The organism is Clostridium aromativorans (assembly GCF_020908015.1).
Taxonomy (GTDB): domain Bacteria; phylum Bacillota; class Clostridia; order Clostridiales; family Clostridiaceae; genus Clostridium_B; species Clostridium_B aromativorans.
Map to the genome: position 1 here is coordinate 45,456 of NZ_JAJJPB010000011.1, position 16,725 is coordinate 62,180.

14 protein-coding genes and 1 riboswitch are annotated in these 16,725 nt (G+C 36.2%); of the genes, 12 read left to right on the plus strand and 2 right to left on the minus strand.

The genetic code is table 11. The annotated features are described in order from the left end of the window. Positions 1-25: 25 nt before the first annotated feature. The 5 genes from LN736_RS09925 (at position 26) to LN736_RS09945 (ending at position 6,054) form a co-directional block, all read left to right on the plus strand. Positions 26-976: an ABC transporter permease gene (locus LN736_RS09925; RefSeq protein WP_190972207.1), complete on the plus strand. Its 951-nt coding sequence runs from the start codon at positions 26-28 to the stop codon at positions 974-976. Between the two features lie 12 nt (positions 977-988). After that, positions 989-1,900, plus strand: coding sequence for an oligopeptide ABC transporter permease (opp4C, locus tag LN736_RS09930; RefSeq protein WP_179977595.1), 912 nt, complete (start codon positions 989-991; stop codon positions 1,898-1,900). A gap of 29 nt (positions 1,901-1,929) precedes the next feature. Continuing rightward, positions 1,930-3,393, plus strand: coding sequence for a M20 family metallopeptidase (locus tag LN736_RS09935; RefSeq protein ID WP_229981487.1), 1,464 nt, complete (start codon positions 1,930-1,932; stop codon positions 3,391-3,393). Positions 3,394-3,398: 5 nt separating this feature from the next. Next, a complete protein-coding gene (locus tag LN736_RS09940) occupies positions 3,399-4,568 on the plus strand; it encodes a M20 metallopeptidase family protein (RefSeq protein WP_229981488.1) in 1,170 nt (389 codons plus the stop codon). A 73-nt stretch (positions 4,569-4,641) separates the two neighbouring features. Continuing rightward, entirely contained in the window at positions 4,642-6,054 is a 1,413-nt protein-coding gene (locus LN736_RS09945) for a LysM peptidoglycan-binding domain-containing protein (RefSeq protein WP_150357061.1), read from the plus strand. A 345-nt stretch (positions 6,055-6,399) separates the two neighbouring features. On the opposite strand, the gene LN736_RS09950 is transcribed toward LN736_RS09945, so the two are convergent. Together LN736_RS09950 and LN736_RS09955 are read right to left on the minus strand one after the other, a co-directional pair. After that, positions 6,400-7,839 (minus strand): MFS transporter, encoded by a 1,440-nt coding sequence (locus LN736_RS09950; RefSeq protein ID WP_229981489.1) that lies wholly within the window; start codon positions 7,837-7,839, stop codon positions 6,400-6,402. After that, positions 7,836-8,300: a MarR family winged helix-turn-helix transcriptional regulator gene (locus LN736_RS09955; RefSeq protein WP_150357059.1), complete on the minus strand. Its 465-nt coding sequence runs from the start codon at positions 8,298-8,300 to the stop codon at positions 7,836-7,838. Before LN736_RS09955 ends, LN736_RS09950 begins: the two co-directional genes overlap by 4 nt. A gap of 333 nt (positions 8,301-8,633) precedes the next feature. Continuing rightward, a riboswitch (SAM riboswitch) is annotated at positions 8,634-8,743 on the plus strand. A 410-nt stretch (positions 8,744-9,153) separates the two neighbouring features. Here LN736_RS09955 and LN736_RS09960 point away from each other — a divergent pair. From LN736_RS09960 to nifH, 7 genes are all read left to right on the plus strand, one after another. Beyond that, positions 9,154-10,683 carry a nitrogenase component 1 gene (locus tag LN736_RS09960; protein WP_179977590.1) on the plus strand — a complete coding sequence of 510 codons (1,530 nt, stop codon included), beginning with the start codon at positions 9,154-9,156 and terminating at the stop codon, positions 10,681-10,683. An 11-nt stretch (positions 10,684-10,694) separates the two neighbouring features. After that, positions 10,695-11,546, plus strand: a complete 852-nt coding sequence (locus LN736_RS09965) for an ABC transporter ATP-binding protein (RefSeq protein ID WP_229981490.1) — start codon at positions 10,695-10,697, stop codon at positions 11,544-11,546. A gap of 18 nt (positions 11,547-11,564) precedes the next feature. Further along, entirely contained in the window at positions 11,565-12,368 is an 804-nt protein-coding gene (locus tag LN736_RS09970) for an ABC transporter permease (protein WP_229981491.1), read from the plus strand. Positions 12,369-12,412: 44 nt separating this feature from the next. Next, positions 12,413-13,468, plus strand: a complete 1,056-nt coding sequence (locus LN736_RS09975; RefSeq protein WP_179977587.1) for an ABC transporter substrate-binding protein — start codon at positions 12,413-12,415, stop codon at positions 13,466-13,468. 122 nt (positions 13,469-13,590) lie between these two features. Next, positions 13,591-14,961, plus strand: a complete 1,371-nt coding sequence (locus tag LN736_RS09980; protein WP_179977586.1) for a nitrogenase component 1 — start codon at positions 13,591-13,593, stop codon at positions 14,959-14,961. 18 nt (positions 14,962-14,979) lie between these two features. After that, positions 14,980-15,411 carry a NifB/NifX family molybdenum-iron cluster-binding protein gene (locus LN736_RS09985; RefSeq protein ID WP_179977585.1) on the plus strand — a complete coding sequence of 144 codons (432 nt, stop codon included), beginning with the start codon at positions 14,980-14,982 and terminating at the stop codon, positions 15,409-15,411. Positions 15,412-15,456: 45 nt separating this feature from the next. Then, on the plus strand, positions 15,457-16,275 hold the full coding sequence (nifH, locus tag LN736_RS09990; protein WP_150357052.1) for a nitrogenase iron protein: 819 nt from the start codon (positions 15,457-15,459) through the stop codon (positions 16,273-16,275). Positions 16,276-16,725 lie beyond the last annotated feature (450 nt).

Consider the following 16,725-nt stretch of genomic DNA (forward strand, 5'->3'; position numbering starts at 1 on the left):
AATGTTATTTAAGGAGGACTTTTAAATGGGTAACTATATTTTACGAAGAATATTGATAAGTATTCCAGTATTAGTTGGTGTAACTATAATAAGTTTTGTAATTATAAATATGGCACCAGGCAGTCCGCTGGACAAAATGGTTGATCCAAATCTCACAGCAGCTGATATTGCGGCTAGAAAAGCTGCACTTGGCTTAAATGGACCGTTGTATGCCAGGTATTTAGCTTGGTTAGGAAATGTGCTTCATGGGAATTTAGGGTATTCAATGACATCTTTCCAACCTGTATCCGAATTAATTGGTCAGAGAATACTTCCTACTTTTGTTCTCATGGGGGCTGCACTTCTCATTGGATTTGTCATTGCCATTCCACTTGGAGTATTGAGTGCTACTAAACAGTATTCAAAATTAGATTATATTTCTACAACAGGATCACTTATTGGAATATCAGTTCCAACTTTTTTTCTAGGTCTTGTATTTATATATATTTTTTCATTGAAGTTAAAATTATTGCCTTCTGGAGGCATGATAACACTGGGACAGGATAATGGTTTTGTGGACAGACTGAGGCATTTGATATTACCTGCTGTTGTCCTTGGAGTAAATGAAGCGGGAACACTTGTAAGATATGTACGCTCCAGTATGCTTGAAGTGCTGAATCAGGATTATCTTCGTACTGCAAGATCAAAGGGCCTAAAGGAATCTATAGTTATAAACAAACATGCTTTTAAAAATGCAATACTGCCTGTTATAACTATAACGGGTGTAGAAATTGTAACTTTATTAGGAGGATCTGTAGTTACTGAACAGATATTTCAGTGGCCGGGGATAGGGCAGCTCACTATAGCCTCTGTAATGAGTCGTGATTATACTACTTTAATGGGTCTTATTCTATTTGGTTCAGTAGTTGTTATAGTAGCAAATCTATTAATTGATGTTATATATTCTATTGTTGATCCGCGTATTAGATATAACTAGGAGGTTAATATTATGAGCAAAATGGAAGCGGAATTAAAAAATGGTTCAAGCGATTTAGCTATTGAGGCCACCGAATCTAGTGAAAATTATGCGCGCTTGATTCTAAAGCGTTTTAAGAAACATAAAATGGCTGTAACCGGAGTTATATTTATAGCAATATTAGCTGTAATTGCAGTAGCTGCTCCATTGTTGGCTCCACAAAGCCCGTATGCCGTAGAGAATTCTTTTGGTGCCTCACCTTCTGCAGGACATATCCTTGGAACTGATCAGGTAGGAAGAGATGTGATGAGCCGTCTTATATATGCTGCACGTGTTTCTCTCGTTGTTGGTATTGGAACAGTGATTTTAAGTGTGGGCATAGGTACAGTTCTCGGACTTATATCAGGATATTTTGGTGGAAAGGTAGATATGATTATCATGCGTATAACAGATATTTTCATGTCATTTCCCCAGATGATGCTCATATTGGTTGTAGTGAGCATTGTGGGTCCGGGCCTTTGGAATATTATATGGGTTTTGGGTTTTCTTGGATGGCCTAGTGTAGCACGTTTGGTAAGAGGAAATGTACTTTCAATCAAAGAAATGGATTATGTAAGATCTTCTGTAGCACTGGGGTTTAGTACCCCTAGAATATTGTTTTCTCATATACTTCCGAATACTATGGCGCCAATACTTGTAAATGCCACTTTCGGAATTGCCAGGGCTATTATATATGAAGCTTCACTTAGCTTTCTAGGTATGGGAGTACAGCCTCCTACAGCAAGCTGGGGAAATATGCTTACAGATGCCCAGGCTATTACGGTTTTGACTACAAAACCATGGCTTTGGTTTCCACCAGGAATTATGATTGTAATTACTGTTTTAGCATTTAACTTCATTGGTGATGGGTTGAGAGATGCCTTTGATCCGACAAATGAAAGATAACTAATTTTTAAGAAGTGAGGCATAATTTTATGGCAAATAAAGATGAAATAATAGATATTGTAGAAGAAAAAAGGAATTTATTTATTGATGTAAGTGATAGAATATGGGAATTTGCTGAAAACAGCTTTAGAGAATTTAAATCCTGCCAGCTTTTATATAATGTGCTTGAAAAAGAAGGTTTTACAGTTCATAGAAATGCAGCGGGAATTGACACTGCATTTAAAGCGGTTTACGGTAGTGGCAGTCCGGTAATCGGAATCCTGGGCGAATATGATGCACTGTACAATTTAAGTCAAGGAGGAAAAATTGCCACAAAGGAACCCATAGTTGAAAATGGAAATGGACATGGATGTGGACACAATGCACTGGGGGCGGGCTCTCTAGCGGCTGCAGTGGCAGTTAAAGATTATCTTAAGAAGCACAATATGAGCGGGACTATATGTTATTTTGGATGCCCTGCAGAAGAGGGTGGCTCAGGTAAAACCTATATGGTTCGTGAGAAAGTATTTGATGGAGTGGATGCAGTCTTTGGATGGCATCCACAAAGCATAAATACAGTACTGGGCAGCAGTATGACTGCTAATATAGAAGCTTATTTCAGATTTTATGGTGTAAGTTCCCACGCGGCCGACTGTCCCCACCTTGGAAGAAGTGCACTGGATGCAGTAGAGCTTATGGATATAGGCGTAAATTATTTGAGAGAACATGTAATTCAGGACGCCAGGATACACTATGCCATCACAAACAGCGGCGGATCTTCACCTAATGTTGTACAATCCTATGCAGAAGTACTTTATCTGGTGAGAGCACCTAAAGTGGGCCAGACAAAGGATATTTACGAGAGAATTAAAAGTATTGCCAGAGGAGCCGCACTTATGACAGGTACCAGAGTGAAAGTGATTTTTGACAATGCTCTTTCAAATCTCATCATAAACAGCACTTTAAGCAAGATAATGTATGAAAAGATGCTGGAAATAGGACCTGTTGTCCCAGACGAAAAAGATCTCAAATATGCTGAAGCCATAAGAAGTACGTTGACAGAAGAGCAGAAAAATTATTTTCCCGTCTCCCTGGATGATAAACTCAAAGACAAATTGAGAAAAAAAGCTATTGCGGATTTTATTATACCTTATAGAGAGAGCCAGAATATAATTCATGCCTCTTCAGATGTGAGTGATGTGAGCTGGGTTGTACCCACAGCACAGTGTTTTACAGCCTGTTATGCATTTGGAACACCGGGACATTCCTGGCAGGTGGTAGCTCAGGTAAAAGCCGAGTTTTGTCACAAAAGTATGCTGATGGCAGGAAAAGTTATGGCACTTTCTGCATTGGAGCTATTTGAAAAACCTGAGCTAATTGATAAAGCTAAAAGAGAATTAAAAGAAAGACTTCACGGAGAAAAATATATATGCCCCATACCTCCAAATATTAAACCTTCTTTAAATAAAAAGAATCGTCAAAGTTTTAATGAGAATTATCTAGTTCGGAGATGATAAAAATGGCCATCATGGAAGAAGCTCAAAAAATTAAACCCTGGATGGTGGACCTCAGAAGGGATTTTCACATGCAGCCTGAACCTTCTTTTGAAGAAGTGAAGACCTCAAAAATTATTGCTGAGAAACTCAGTAAAATGGGTATAAAAACAGTACTTACGGGAAAAACTGGAGTAATTGGACTATTGGAAGGTAAAAGGCAAGGCAGGGTCATTGGACTTAGGGCTGATATCGATGCATTGTCAGTTACAGAGGATACAGGGCTCCCATACAGTTCAAAAAATCCGGGCTATATGCATGCCTGTGGACATGATACACATATCACAGAACTCCTGGGGGCCGCAAAAATATTATCTGATTTAAAAGATGAGTTGTCGGGAAGTGTCAAGTTCATCTTTCAGCCTGCAGAGGAAGCTGGAGCTGGTGCTGCATATATGATAGAACATGGAGTTCTTGAAAATCCAAAGGTGGATATGATTGTTGGCATGCATACTTTTGGATTGATTGAAACCGGAAAAGTAGTAGTTCAAAAAGGACCTCTAATGGCTTCTATAGATGTATGGAATCTTACTATAGAGGGGAAATCATGCCATGGTTCTTCACCCTGGCAGGGAGTGGATGCAATGCCCTGTGCAGTAGCCATCATGGAAGGATTCCAGACCATTGTCAGCAGATTCAATGATGCCAGGAATCCCATAGTTATAAATGTGGGAACTGTAAAAGCAGGGGAGAGATTCAATGTTGTTCCTGGAAAAGTTCAAATGACTGGAGCAAACAGGGCATTTTCAGATTATTCCAGAAAAATGATACCTAAATGGATGAAAAGAATGATAGACAATGTATGTGATGCCTATGGCTGCAAGGCTGAATTTGAATATAAAAATGGCTGCAGCCCTACGATTAATGAGACTGATTCTACTGAGCTGGTTAAAAAGTCTGTAGTCAAAGTAATAGGAGAAGAAAATGTAATTCAAATACCGCCCGTCATGGGCTCTGAAGATTTTTCAACCTACCTTGAGAAAGTACCTGGGACTTTTATGATACTTGGTGGAGGAAACAAGGAGAAAGGGTGGATGTATTCTCAGCATTCCAATCATTTTATTGTCGATGAAAATTGTCTTGTCGTGGGGTCCTCTGTTTATGCTCAAACAGCCCTGGATTTTTTGAAGAATTGATTGAGTTATTATAAGAACTTTTTCTGGATTATCTACATAAATTAATATATGAAGTGATAATAGGAGGCTTTTTGTGCTTATTTATGTAGTTAAACCGGGGGATTCACTTTGGACAATATCAAATTATTATAATGTTTCAACTGCTCAAATGATCAGCGCTAATGGACTTCAATATCCTAACAGTCTACTTGTTGGACAGTCATTGATAATTCCTGTGGAGGATACTGTTCATGTTGTAAAAACAGGAGAATCCTTATGGCAGATTGCTCAAAACTATGGAATTTCTGTGCAGGCCATTGTAGATGCAAATAGGATAATCAATCCGCAAAATATTTATCCTGGGCTTCAATTATATATTCCTGCAACCAGATATCAGATAAAACAAGGAGAAACTTTAGAGCAGATTGCTGAAAGATACGGTATTTCATTGGAAAGGTTAATGAATACAAACAATATCCAGGATTCATCTCTTATATACCCAGGAGCTGTAATTGTTATTCCAAGGCAAAGACCTTCTATATATGTAAATGGTTATATTTATGATTTTACTGAAAATTCTTCTAATGTTGTAAGAGAAGTGGGAGATTATCTAACCTATTTGAGCCCATTTGCTTACAGAATCAGAGAGGATGGCAGCTTAGAGACCATAGATGATTCTGCACTAATAAATGCTGCCTATGCTGAAAATATAGTTCCCATGATGGCTATAACAAATTTTACAGCTACGGAACTTGGCCATAACCTGGCACATGTGGTTCTGTCCAATGAGAGCATCAGAGAAAATCTTATCACCAATATACTTGATATAATGAGAAATAAGGGGTATTTAGGAGTGAATATTGATTTTGAAAATGTGCTTCCATCAGATAGAGAAAATTACAATACATTTCTTGAACTCACAGTCGAAAGACTTCACAGGGAAAATTTTTTTGTATCCACTGCATTGGCTCCCAAGACGGGGCCAGGACAGCAGGGATTGTTGTATGAAGCCCATGATTATGAGGCTCATGGAAGGATTGTGGATTTTGTTGTACTTATGACTTATGAATGGGGCTACAGGCTTGGACCACCACAGGCTATTTCGCCTTTAAATAGAATAAAACAGGTGCTTGACTATGCAGTCACTGTTATACCGAGAGAAAAAATTTTATTTGGTTTTCAACTCTACGCCAGGGACTGGATTGTTCCTCATCTACCGGGTATGGAGGCGGAGACCTTTAGCATGCAGGAAGCTGTGGCAAGGGCAGTCAGATATCAAGTGGCTATACAATTTGATCCAGTCAGCCAGACACCTTTTTATAACTATATCGATGAACAGGGAAGGCAGCATCAGGTGTGGTTCGAAGATGCAAGAAGTGCCCAGGCAAAATTTGATACGGTTAAGGATTATAGGCTGAGAGGCATTAGTTACTGGGCTCTTGGTTTCCCATTCCCGCAAAATTGGACTTTGCTTCAAGATAATTTTGATATTATAAAACTTTTATAAAATGATTTATTCAAAATGATAAAAAAGAGAAGTACTGCAAAATTACTTTAAAAAGTGGTTTTGCAGTACTTCATCTGGTAAAATGTATGGAGAAGAAAGATTATAAGTTATAAAATAATTAGACAGGTGAATGGAAAAATGATAAAGAGTTTAATCATATTGTGCAGTATAATAAGTGTCTGTGGTGTTGTAGTGGTGATAATTGTATTTATTACATTATTTTCTGGAAAAAAATGAATAATAAGATATCTGTTATATTTCATGCATTTGCCTGGACAAGCAGGGGCTGATCAAGTCAAAAAATTTGCTCAGTCCCTTTTGCCTGTGAGAAAGTTATCATCTAAGCTAATTAATATTGCTACGATTTCTTTTAATCCTATTGTTATAGAGTCTAAAACCTGTTAGACATACTCCTATAATACAAAATAAAGCTGCAGATATATATACATATTTCATCCCGTAGATGAATACATCATCTCTTCCCTTTATATAGTCAATTACTCTGTATCCCATTTTATGACTCATTCTATTGTATAGAAGGAGGGTAGCAAGAGATGTCCCGACAACAAATCCCAAATTTCTCACAAGTGCATTTACGCTGCCTGCAATACCAAGTTTGTCCTTTGATACAGTAGACATAACGAGTACGTTGTTAGGTGACTGGAACATTCCGTTCCCTATAGTCATGATAATTATGTAAATGACTATCATAGTTAAGGGTGAAATTTCACTTATGGTGGATATTAAAAACAATCCTAGGCTGGTAATGGAAAGTCCCAATAATGTGAGCACTTCCGAACCAATTTTATCTGACATATGCCCGCTTAAAGGTGCCACTATAGAAAGTACTATAGGTGATACCATCATAAATAGTCCTGTGGCTGCCGGCGAGAGCTTCATTGTATCCTGAAAATAAAAGGGCAATATTATATTGGAGGCACCTATGGCACAAAACGAAATAAAAGCGCAGATTATGCTTATGGAAAACAGGCTGTTGTGGAAAATGTTTAATTGCAGAAGGGGCAGTTCCGTTTTACTCTCTATAATAATAAATATGATGAAAGTTATAGCAGATATTATGAATGCAGAGATCATAATTGGATTGTTATATCCTGTGCTCTGTCCCTGAACCAAGGCGCCAAATAACAGTACAGTGGATATCATAAACAAAAGAGAACCTTTTCCGTCCAGGCTTTCATCTGTTCTATGAGATTTTGGAAATATCTTAAGACCTATTATAAATACGGCTATTCCTATAGGCACGTTTATCCAGAATATATATTTCCAGCTGAAAGCCGAAACGATAAAACCTCCTAGAGGTGGTCCTGCCATAGAACCTAAGGCCACAAATGTTCCCAATATGCCCAGTGCACTGCCCCGTTCATTGGGAGGAAAAACCTGGGTTATAATTCCCTGGTTGGTAGCCATGGTTGCAGAGGCGCCAACAGCCTGTATGCACCTGGCGGCTATTAAAAATACAAGCGAATTGCTCAAACCACATAGAAAAGAACCAAGGACAAACAGTATTACTCCAAAACTGAATACCCTGGTCTTACCCTTTATATCACCTAGTCTTCCAAAAATTAAAATAGTGGCTGCAATAACTATTAAAAATCCCGTCACAACCCATTCAATGCCTGCCATAGGTGTGTGCAGTTTGGAAGACATATCCGGCAAGGCCACATTTACAATGCTTCCGTCTAAAGTAGACATAAATGTGGCAGAAAGAACGGTGAACAGAATTATCCACCTTCTCTTGTATGTCACTTTGTCAGTATTATTCAAATTTTATTCATCCTTTCACAGCATTTTTCTCTATATATAGTCCCATTATTCAAAACTCGTTTTAAAAATTCTATGGAAATTGCAGTTTCCTGATCATCGGCTCCCTCTACTAAAATATGAATCCATTCCTGTATGATTTCAATGATTTTAGGTATCACGTCTTCTGCTTTATTTGTTATATATAATTTATGGGCCCTTATGTCCTCTTTATTTTCCTCCAACCTTATATAATTCAACCCTATCAGCTTTTTAACAGTTCTGGAACAAAGAGACTTGTCTATATTGAGTTCCCTGCTCAGTTCATTTTGGTTTATGCCTTTACATCTTTTTAGCACGAGCAAATAGGGATATGTACCTGTAGTCAGGTTGAATTTTTTAAGCCTTTTGTCAACATACATTTGTGTACACCTGTATATATTGTTGGTCAATTTAATCAAGACTGATACATTACTGCTGTCCATAATATCTCCTTCCTGTTTCCACAGTATACAATAGCATAATATAGTTGATTAGTCAACTATATATGCTTTCTTTGTCTTAACAAGTTGAAAGTGTTTTAGCTTGTAGTCAAATTTAAAGGAAAATGCATTATAAATGTGTTTGCATGACTAAAATAGGATGATTTGTAAATAAGTGTCTATCTTACTTTTGAAGTTAAGGTTTACATTATTTTTTTCGAAAAAATTTATAAAAAAATATTGACAGGATAATTGTAGCAGTGTATATTAAATATCAATAAATAAATATGAAATGTGATAGACATAGACAATGAATTTTAAAAATAGTTAAAAAATTTCTTATCTAGAGAGACAGAGGGACTGGCCCTATGATGTCCGGCAACCGACATTTTTCATTAGAATGTGTGGTGCCAATTCCAGCAGGTGGAGAACCTGAAAGATGAGAGAATACAAGGATTGAAACTTCCTGCATTTTCTCAGAGGGAAGTTTTTTTATTTTATAAAATTTAGTTTAGCCAAATTAGTCGACTAGATAAACGAGAGACTGATCAAATCAAAAATTTGATCAGTCTCTTTCATTTAATCTCTTGTGCTATTTAATTATTTTAGCATAATCTACAGATAGAAAAACCCCAACATAATGTGTTAACCTTTCATTAAAAATGACCAAATAATTAAGAAAGATAACATATATTATGTCAGAGCTTTTTAAACACGACATTATTATACCATAGGTATCAAATATTTAAAAGACTTTAAAAATCGAAATAATGAAAGTACATGCTTTAAATTTTAAGAGTACAAGAGATTAAGTTAAGTATAAAAATTATATTATAAAATAGGAGGAATAATTATTATGGCAGGTAAGGAAAAAAAGGAAATAAATCTCGATCAAAGCACTAGCCCAATTAGAGAAGATCGTTTAGGAACTGTTAAGGCTTTTTCGGGAAAAGTAAGTGATTTGATAAATGGCAGACATCTTGGTGACGAGCTGCCTTGGCGTGAACGTAAATTTCAACAAGGAACTGGATGCCTTTTAACTCAAACTGTGGGAAGACTTGTAACAATCAGGGATTCCGCTCTTATAGTTCATGGACCTGTAGGGTGCGCTCAAGGTACGAATGCATATAAAGAGATATACCAGGGAATTCCTGAAAAATTTAGGGCATGGAATGGAGATGTGGAGCTTCATGCAGTGAGCAGCAACCTTACAGAAAGTGATATTGTGTTTGGAGGTGAAAAAAAACTCAGATTAGCAATAACAGAAGCAACTGAAAGATATAATCCAAAGGCAATTATAATTGCTTGTTCCTGTACATCAGGAGTCATGGGTGATGATATAGACGGTATAGTGGCATCGGCTCAACATGAAGTGAAACCTGTACTTGTACCTGTTCACTGTGAGGGTTTCAGATCTCAGATATCCCAGAGTGCTTTTGATAGTTCTTCTCATGCTATAGTGAAGTATATAGTTCAAAAGCCTAAGAAGAGACAAAAAGATGTTGTTGGTATTATAGCACCGATGAGTGTAACTCTGGGAGATAAAAATGATTTAGTGAGAATGTTCAATAAAATTGGTTTGAAAGCAAGGTTTATTCCTGATTTTGCCACAGTAGACGAATTGAAGGAAATTTCAGAAGCAGCAGTGATTGCTCCTACATGTCAGTCATATGGAGAGTATATGCAGAAAGCTCTTTATGAGAATTATGGAACTCCTTATTTTACGGATCCTGCTCCACTTGGTATTGAAAATACCAAGATATGGTTTAGAAATATAGCGAAATATACAGGTAAAGAAAAAGAAGTGGAACAGCTTATCAAAGAAGAATTGAATTTTGTATTACCCAGATTAGAAAAACTTAAAGAATCAATTAAAGGTAAAAAGACAAGAAGCATTTATGTCTCAGCAGGGCAAGCTAGGGCTGTGTTTATTCCAAAATTTGCTACTGAATTGGGTATTAATGTGGCAGCTGTAAATACACTAGAATTGGATCACAATATAGTGGATGAATTTGAACAGGTATATAATGAAATCGGTGATTTTGAAGTACATGCTTCAGACCATCAGCCTTTTGAACAAAGTCATTTGATTAATAGGCTAAAACCAGATATTCATACAGTTTGTGCATTTATGGGACTTTACAAAAGAGAGTGCAGTCAGGCAAGGAATCATTCTTTCCTTTCTGATTTTTCACCTCAGTCAAATCAGTTTTTCTTTAGGGGAGTATTAAATTATGGATATATTTTACAGCGTGCTTTAAATAATCCTTCATTGAATAAAACATTGCATAGAGAGACGCCAAGTCCATATAAGTCATGGTGGTATGAACATGATATTGATACCTATGTTAAAGAAAAGGTATATTCTGGAAAAAAGTCTGTCTAGGGGGTTTTAAGATGAGCGAAGAAGCAGTTGAGAATATTTTACAACCCGATTTCAACACTGATGTCAAATTGCAAGTTAAAAATATTGTGAAAAAATTTGTTATAAACAAAAAGAAAAGCGGTGAAAGTTCTACTGTAACCATATTAGATGATATCAACCTTGAGGTAAGAAAAGGAGAGTTTCTTGTGATTGTGGGCCCGAGCGGTTGCGGTAAGACTACGCTTCTTGATATTTTTGCTGGACTTTCCAAACCAACAGAAGGTGCTGTCAGTATTGATGGTAAAGCAGTGGATGGGCCAGGTCTAAATAGGGGAATAGTCTTTCAGCAATATGCATTGTTCCCATGGCTTACAACTGCTGAGAATGTGGGATTTGTACTAGAAAGTCTAAATGTGAAAAAAAAGGAAAGAGATAAAATTGTAAATAGACTTTTAGCACTGGTAGGACTTTCAGGGTTTGAAGATCATTACCCACATCAATTGAGTGGTGGCATGAAGCAAAGGGCAGCTATTGCAAGAGCATTGTCTTTTGATCCTGATATACTGCTTATGGATGAGCCTTTTGGGGCTCTGGACTCTCTTACCAGGGAAATTTTACAGAGAGAACTTCTCAGAATAAGAAATGAAACAAATAAGACAATAATATTTATAACTCACAGCATTGATGAAGCGGTATTTCTTGCGGATAGAGTGGTGATTATGACAGCAAAACCGGGTACTATAAAAAAAATTGTAAGAATATCATTGTCCCGTCATTCCAGGTTGCAAAATGAAGATATTAGATCGTCGAAAGAGTTTGTACAAATTCGTCAAGAATTGTGGAATTTGATAAAAGAAGAAGTTATAAAGTCAAAAAATTTTTAAACTAGTGGGGTAAAAAGAATGCAAAAAAATGGATTTTCGGAAATAAATAAAAGCATTGACAGAATTAAATCAATATCTTCAAATATTTATCAACGAACTATTGTTATTATTGTTGTTTTAGTTGTATGGGAAATTGCACCACGTTTAAATCTAATTGATCCCGTATTTATTCCGCCTCCATCTACAATTGCGTATGCATTTATAAAACTCATTATATCAGGCGAATTGATAAGGGCAATAATTATTAGCATGAGTAGAGCCATATGTGGATTTGGTATAGCAATGATTCTAGCTATTCCACTAGGCTTTTTTATGGGATGGTTTAAGAAATTTGAAAAATATATGGATCCTTTGTTTTCTACTTTGAGACAAGTAAACACTATGACTATTTTACCACTATTTATTCTTTTACTTGGAATAGGGGAGGCATCAAAAATAGCCATAATAGCTTATGCCAGTTTTTGGTCCACTTTTTTAAATACAGCTAGTGCAGTTAGAAATGTTGATCCACTATATATAAAGTGTGCCAAATCTATAAAACTCTCCAATGGTAAAATATTTAGAAAAGTGGTTTTACCATCGTCCATTCCATCTATTTTTACTGGATTAAGATATAGTGCTTCTGTATCACTTATATTATTGGTAACTAGTGAAATGCTTGGTGCTACTAATGGGCTTGGATATGCGATCAATAATTGGCAAATGCTTTTTCAAACAGACAATATGTGGGCAGGCATTGTCACAATGGCTTTAATTGGATTGATTATTAACAACATTTTTGTATGGATTGAAAAACGATTGACACATTGGAAATATGTATAAAATTTAAGAGGTAATTGAAATTATAAAAAATAGAGGAGTTTATTATGAAAAACAAGTTTAAATATCTAAAGTCATTTAAAATTTTAGTAGTTTTTGTAGTATTGGTGTTGGGGCTAACGGCATGTGGAACAAGCAGTGTAGAAAATTCGAAATCATCGTCTGGTAAGTCAAATAAGGTTGTGACTATAAATGTAGCAGGATATTGGGGAACATCAGGAGGTATTACAACATATGATCCGTTAGTAATTGCGCAAAAACTTGGATATTTTAAAAACATTAAAATTGTAGATTCAAGTGTACCCACAGGGCCTCAGACTCTTTCAGCACTTACATCTGACCGTATTCAAGCAGCTATGCTTCAATACTCTATTGCTGCTAGTGCGACAGCAAAAGGAGCGAAATTAAAAGCAGTTGCTACTGCCCACGGAGGAAAAAATGATTCTAATTTTCATTTTTATGTTCCAAAAGATAGCTCAATTCATAGTCCAAAAGATCTAATAGGAAAATCGGTTGGTGGAATTCAAGCTGGTAGTACCGAATATTATGCTTGGGTGGATTGGTTAAAAAAAGGTGGAGTATCTCCAGATGATGTTAAATTGGTTACAGTACAAAAAGGAACAGTATTTCAAGTCTTAGAAAAAAAGCAGTTAGCTGGAGTGGGAACTTGGAATGATTTTGAGCAAAAGCCTGTAGAAGAATCAGGAAAATATCGTCTTTTATTTACTACTTATGATGTTTTTCCAGGAGATCTTAATCATTGTGGATTATTTCTTACTCAAAAATTTATAGATGAAAATCCTGAAGCTGTTAAAGAACTTGTTACCGGATTTGTAAAAGTAAATAATTGGCTGAAGAAAAATCCAGAAAAAGGAAAAGAAATGCACATTCAACTTGCAAAGGAAAGACATGTAGATTCATCGTTAGTAGAAAAATATTATACTGTAACTGATATTAGAGCTAATTGTTTAGTTAAAAAAAATGATGCCCAGTATTTTATAGATAAATTAGAGGAGTATAATTATATTCCCAAGGGAAAAGTTAAGGCATCAGATTTATATACAAATGAATTTAATCCTTATGCTAGTCAGGGTGATAAATAAGTAGGCAATAAAATTATTCAAGGCTAGGTGTTGAATTTAATTTCTATAATTAAACATAATAAATAAAATATGGTTTTTCTTAAAATCTTGTATTTTCAATTTAGTAAGAGGAGAGGGTAAGTTTGTCAAATAGTATTCAAAAAACAAAATTACAAGAAGTAGAAACTGATAAAAAAATTTTAGAAAATCCTAAATATACTTGTGCACTGGGAGGGGCACTGTCGGTAATTACAAATATCCATAGGGCTATACCAATAATCAATTCGGGAATAGGTTGTGGAATGAATCAAATGCTTAACTATAGAGTTGCTGGAGGAGAGCAAGGGATGGGATATATTGGGGGGTTGAGTATACCCTCAACAAATCTTTCTGAAAGAGATGTTGTATTTGGAGGGGAAGCAAGACTTAGGGAAGAGATTCGCTCTACAATAGATCTAATTGACGGAGATTTCTATTTTGTGGCAAATGGATGCATTGCTGGGATGATTGGAGATGATGTGGAAGGAGTTGTAAGTGAATTTTCAGAGGAACCAACTCCTGTATTATACGTCAATTCAAGCGGGTTTTTGGGGAATACCTATTTTGGCTATGAAGCGGTATTTGAAGCTGCTGTTGAACAGCAGCTAGTTAAGTCCTTGCCCAAGGAAAAAGGACTGGTAAATATACTGGGTTTTGTACCCTATCAGGACATATTCTGGAGAGGAAATCTGCGTGAAATAAGAAGACTGCTTAATAAGATTGGGCTTAGAACAAATCAGGTAATAGGGGATTTCAGCGGACTTGAGGGTTTGAAAAAACTTTCTGCGGCAGAATACACCATAGTGGTGTCTCCCTGGGTGGGGAGGAAAACCGCAAGGCTTTTGAAAAAGAAATTTGACATACCTTATATAAATTTTCCCAATATACCTGTAGGACCCAGGGATTCGAGTGAGTTTTTGCGTGTAATAGGTGAAAGATTGGGTATATCCAGATCAAGAATTGAGAAAGTAGTGGCAAAAGAGGAGAGAGAAGCTTATGAAGACCTAAACATCATAGGAGATGTTTCCTCACGATTTTCAGCATCGCTTCCCTTTGCCGTAGTCTCTGGTTCAGCTACAGCAGTGGGAATTACCAGATTTTTGACAAATGAAGCGGGGTTTACTCCAAAGATTGTGATTATAAACGACAATCCACCAGCTGATACCAGAGAAGGAATATTAGATAGGCTTAAGGGCCTTGGCGACAAAGACACCGTGGCTGAGACTGGAGGAATTAGCCCTAAGGTTATTTTTGAAATAGATTCTTATAAAATACATGAACATTTGAGAAATACTTATTTCAGAGTACTTTTTGCAAGTTCTCAGGAGAGATACGAAGCTGAGAATAAAAGACAGATACATTTAAGTGTAACATTTCCGGCAGAGAATCGCGTTGTCGTAAGGGATACTTACACAGGATATGGTGGAGGAATTTCACTTATAGAAGATTTCTTGAGCAAATTTGTGCGACCATAATGTGGAGGAGGTTAATATATGGCGAAAGTTGCTGTAGCTAGTAGCGATGGTATTTTTATAAATGAACATTTTGGGAAGGCGGATAAATTCTTTGTTTATGAAATTCATCAGAATGAAGAATATGAATTCATAGAGACGCGGGAAGTTCATCTCAATGATTCCAAAACTGGAGAGGATAAGTTAAACAAGATTATAAAATTGCTGGGTGACGTAAAATTAATATTGGCCAGCGACATTGGCTCTGGAGCAGTAAGTGTACTTCATGACAGGAATATTGTAGCTATAAGTTTGAGTGGTTCTATAGAAAAGGCGCTTAAATCCTATGCTAAAAGAGGAAGGATACTCGAATATCTTGTGGAAAAGGATACCTTTGGAAGTTCAGCAAATAGGGATGATTGTCCAATTAGGGCAGCAAAGATTCTGGCAAATGTACATCGCTTTGATGATTAAAAAATTGAATCTGACAAATACAGTAATATTAGGAGGAATATTTACATGAGACAAATAGCAATTTACGGCAAGGGCGGAATAGGTAAATCCACTACAACACAGAATTTGACAGCAGGATTGTCCGAACTTGGCAAAAAGGTTATGGTGGTAGGTTGCGATCCCAAAGCGGATTCTACCAGGCTTCTTTTAGGGGGACTTGCACAAAAAACAGTGCTGGATACTCTAAGGCAGGAAGGAGAAGATGTGGAACTAAATTATATTTTAAAGGAAGGATTTAATGGCATAAGGTGTGTTGAGTCAGGAGGACCTGAACCAGGAGTAGGTTGTGCTGGGAGGGGAATAATAACTTCCATAGACATGCTTGAAAGGTTGGGAGCATATACGGATGATCTGGATTATGTATTTTATGATGTACTTGGAGATGTTGTATGCGGCGGATTTGCCATGCCTATTCGTGAGGGAAAGGCCAAAGAAATATACATTGTGGCCAGCGGTGAAATGATGGCACTTTATGCTGCAAACAACATATCCAAAGGGATAAGGAAATATGCCAAAAAAGGTGGAGTGAGACTGGGGGGAATTATCTGCAACAGCAGAAAAGTAACCAATGAAAAAGAATTACTGGAAGCATTTGCAGAGGAGTTGGGTACTCATCTTATTTATTTTGTCCCAAGGGATAATGTGGTGCAGAAGGCAGAAATTCACAAGGAAACTGTAATACAATTTGATTCAAATGCAGATCAGGCTGAAGAGTACAGAGCACTTGCCAGAGCGATAGAAGAAAATAATGATTTTTCTATTCCAAAACCTATGTCTCAGGAAAAACTTGAGAAGATACTTTTAGAACATGGTGTTGTAGAATAAATTATTGTCTGTAAATATAGAAGAAAATGTAATTATGAGGATATTAGTAATAAGAGTCTGAGAGTATACTTAGACTTTTATTACTATATAATAAGTTGTAGAAAAAGGAGTTTTACCGTGGACAAAAGTAAATTGAAATTATTACTTGTGATAGTTTTTATGGTGGAAATTATATTGCTTTTTATTATTTTAAAATATATTCTATATAATGCCCTACCGATGAGCGAAAATATTTTTTTCGTTGTGATTATAATTGTAAGTGTAATTTTGTATAGGGTGATAATGGACTTGATATTTAATTCTTTGAACAAAGAAAGAAAAATATAAATTTATTAAAAGAATTTTTACGTTTATCAGAATGAAACAAATATATCATTATGAAATAAAAATAATCTCATAATGATATTTTTCTTTATTTTTTTAACTGGTTTAAATAATACAATTTGTCGC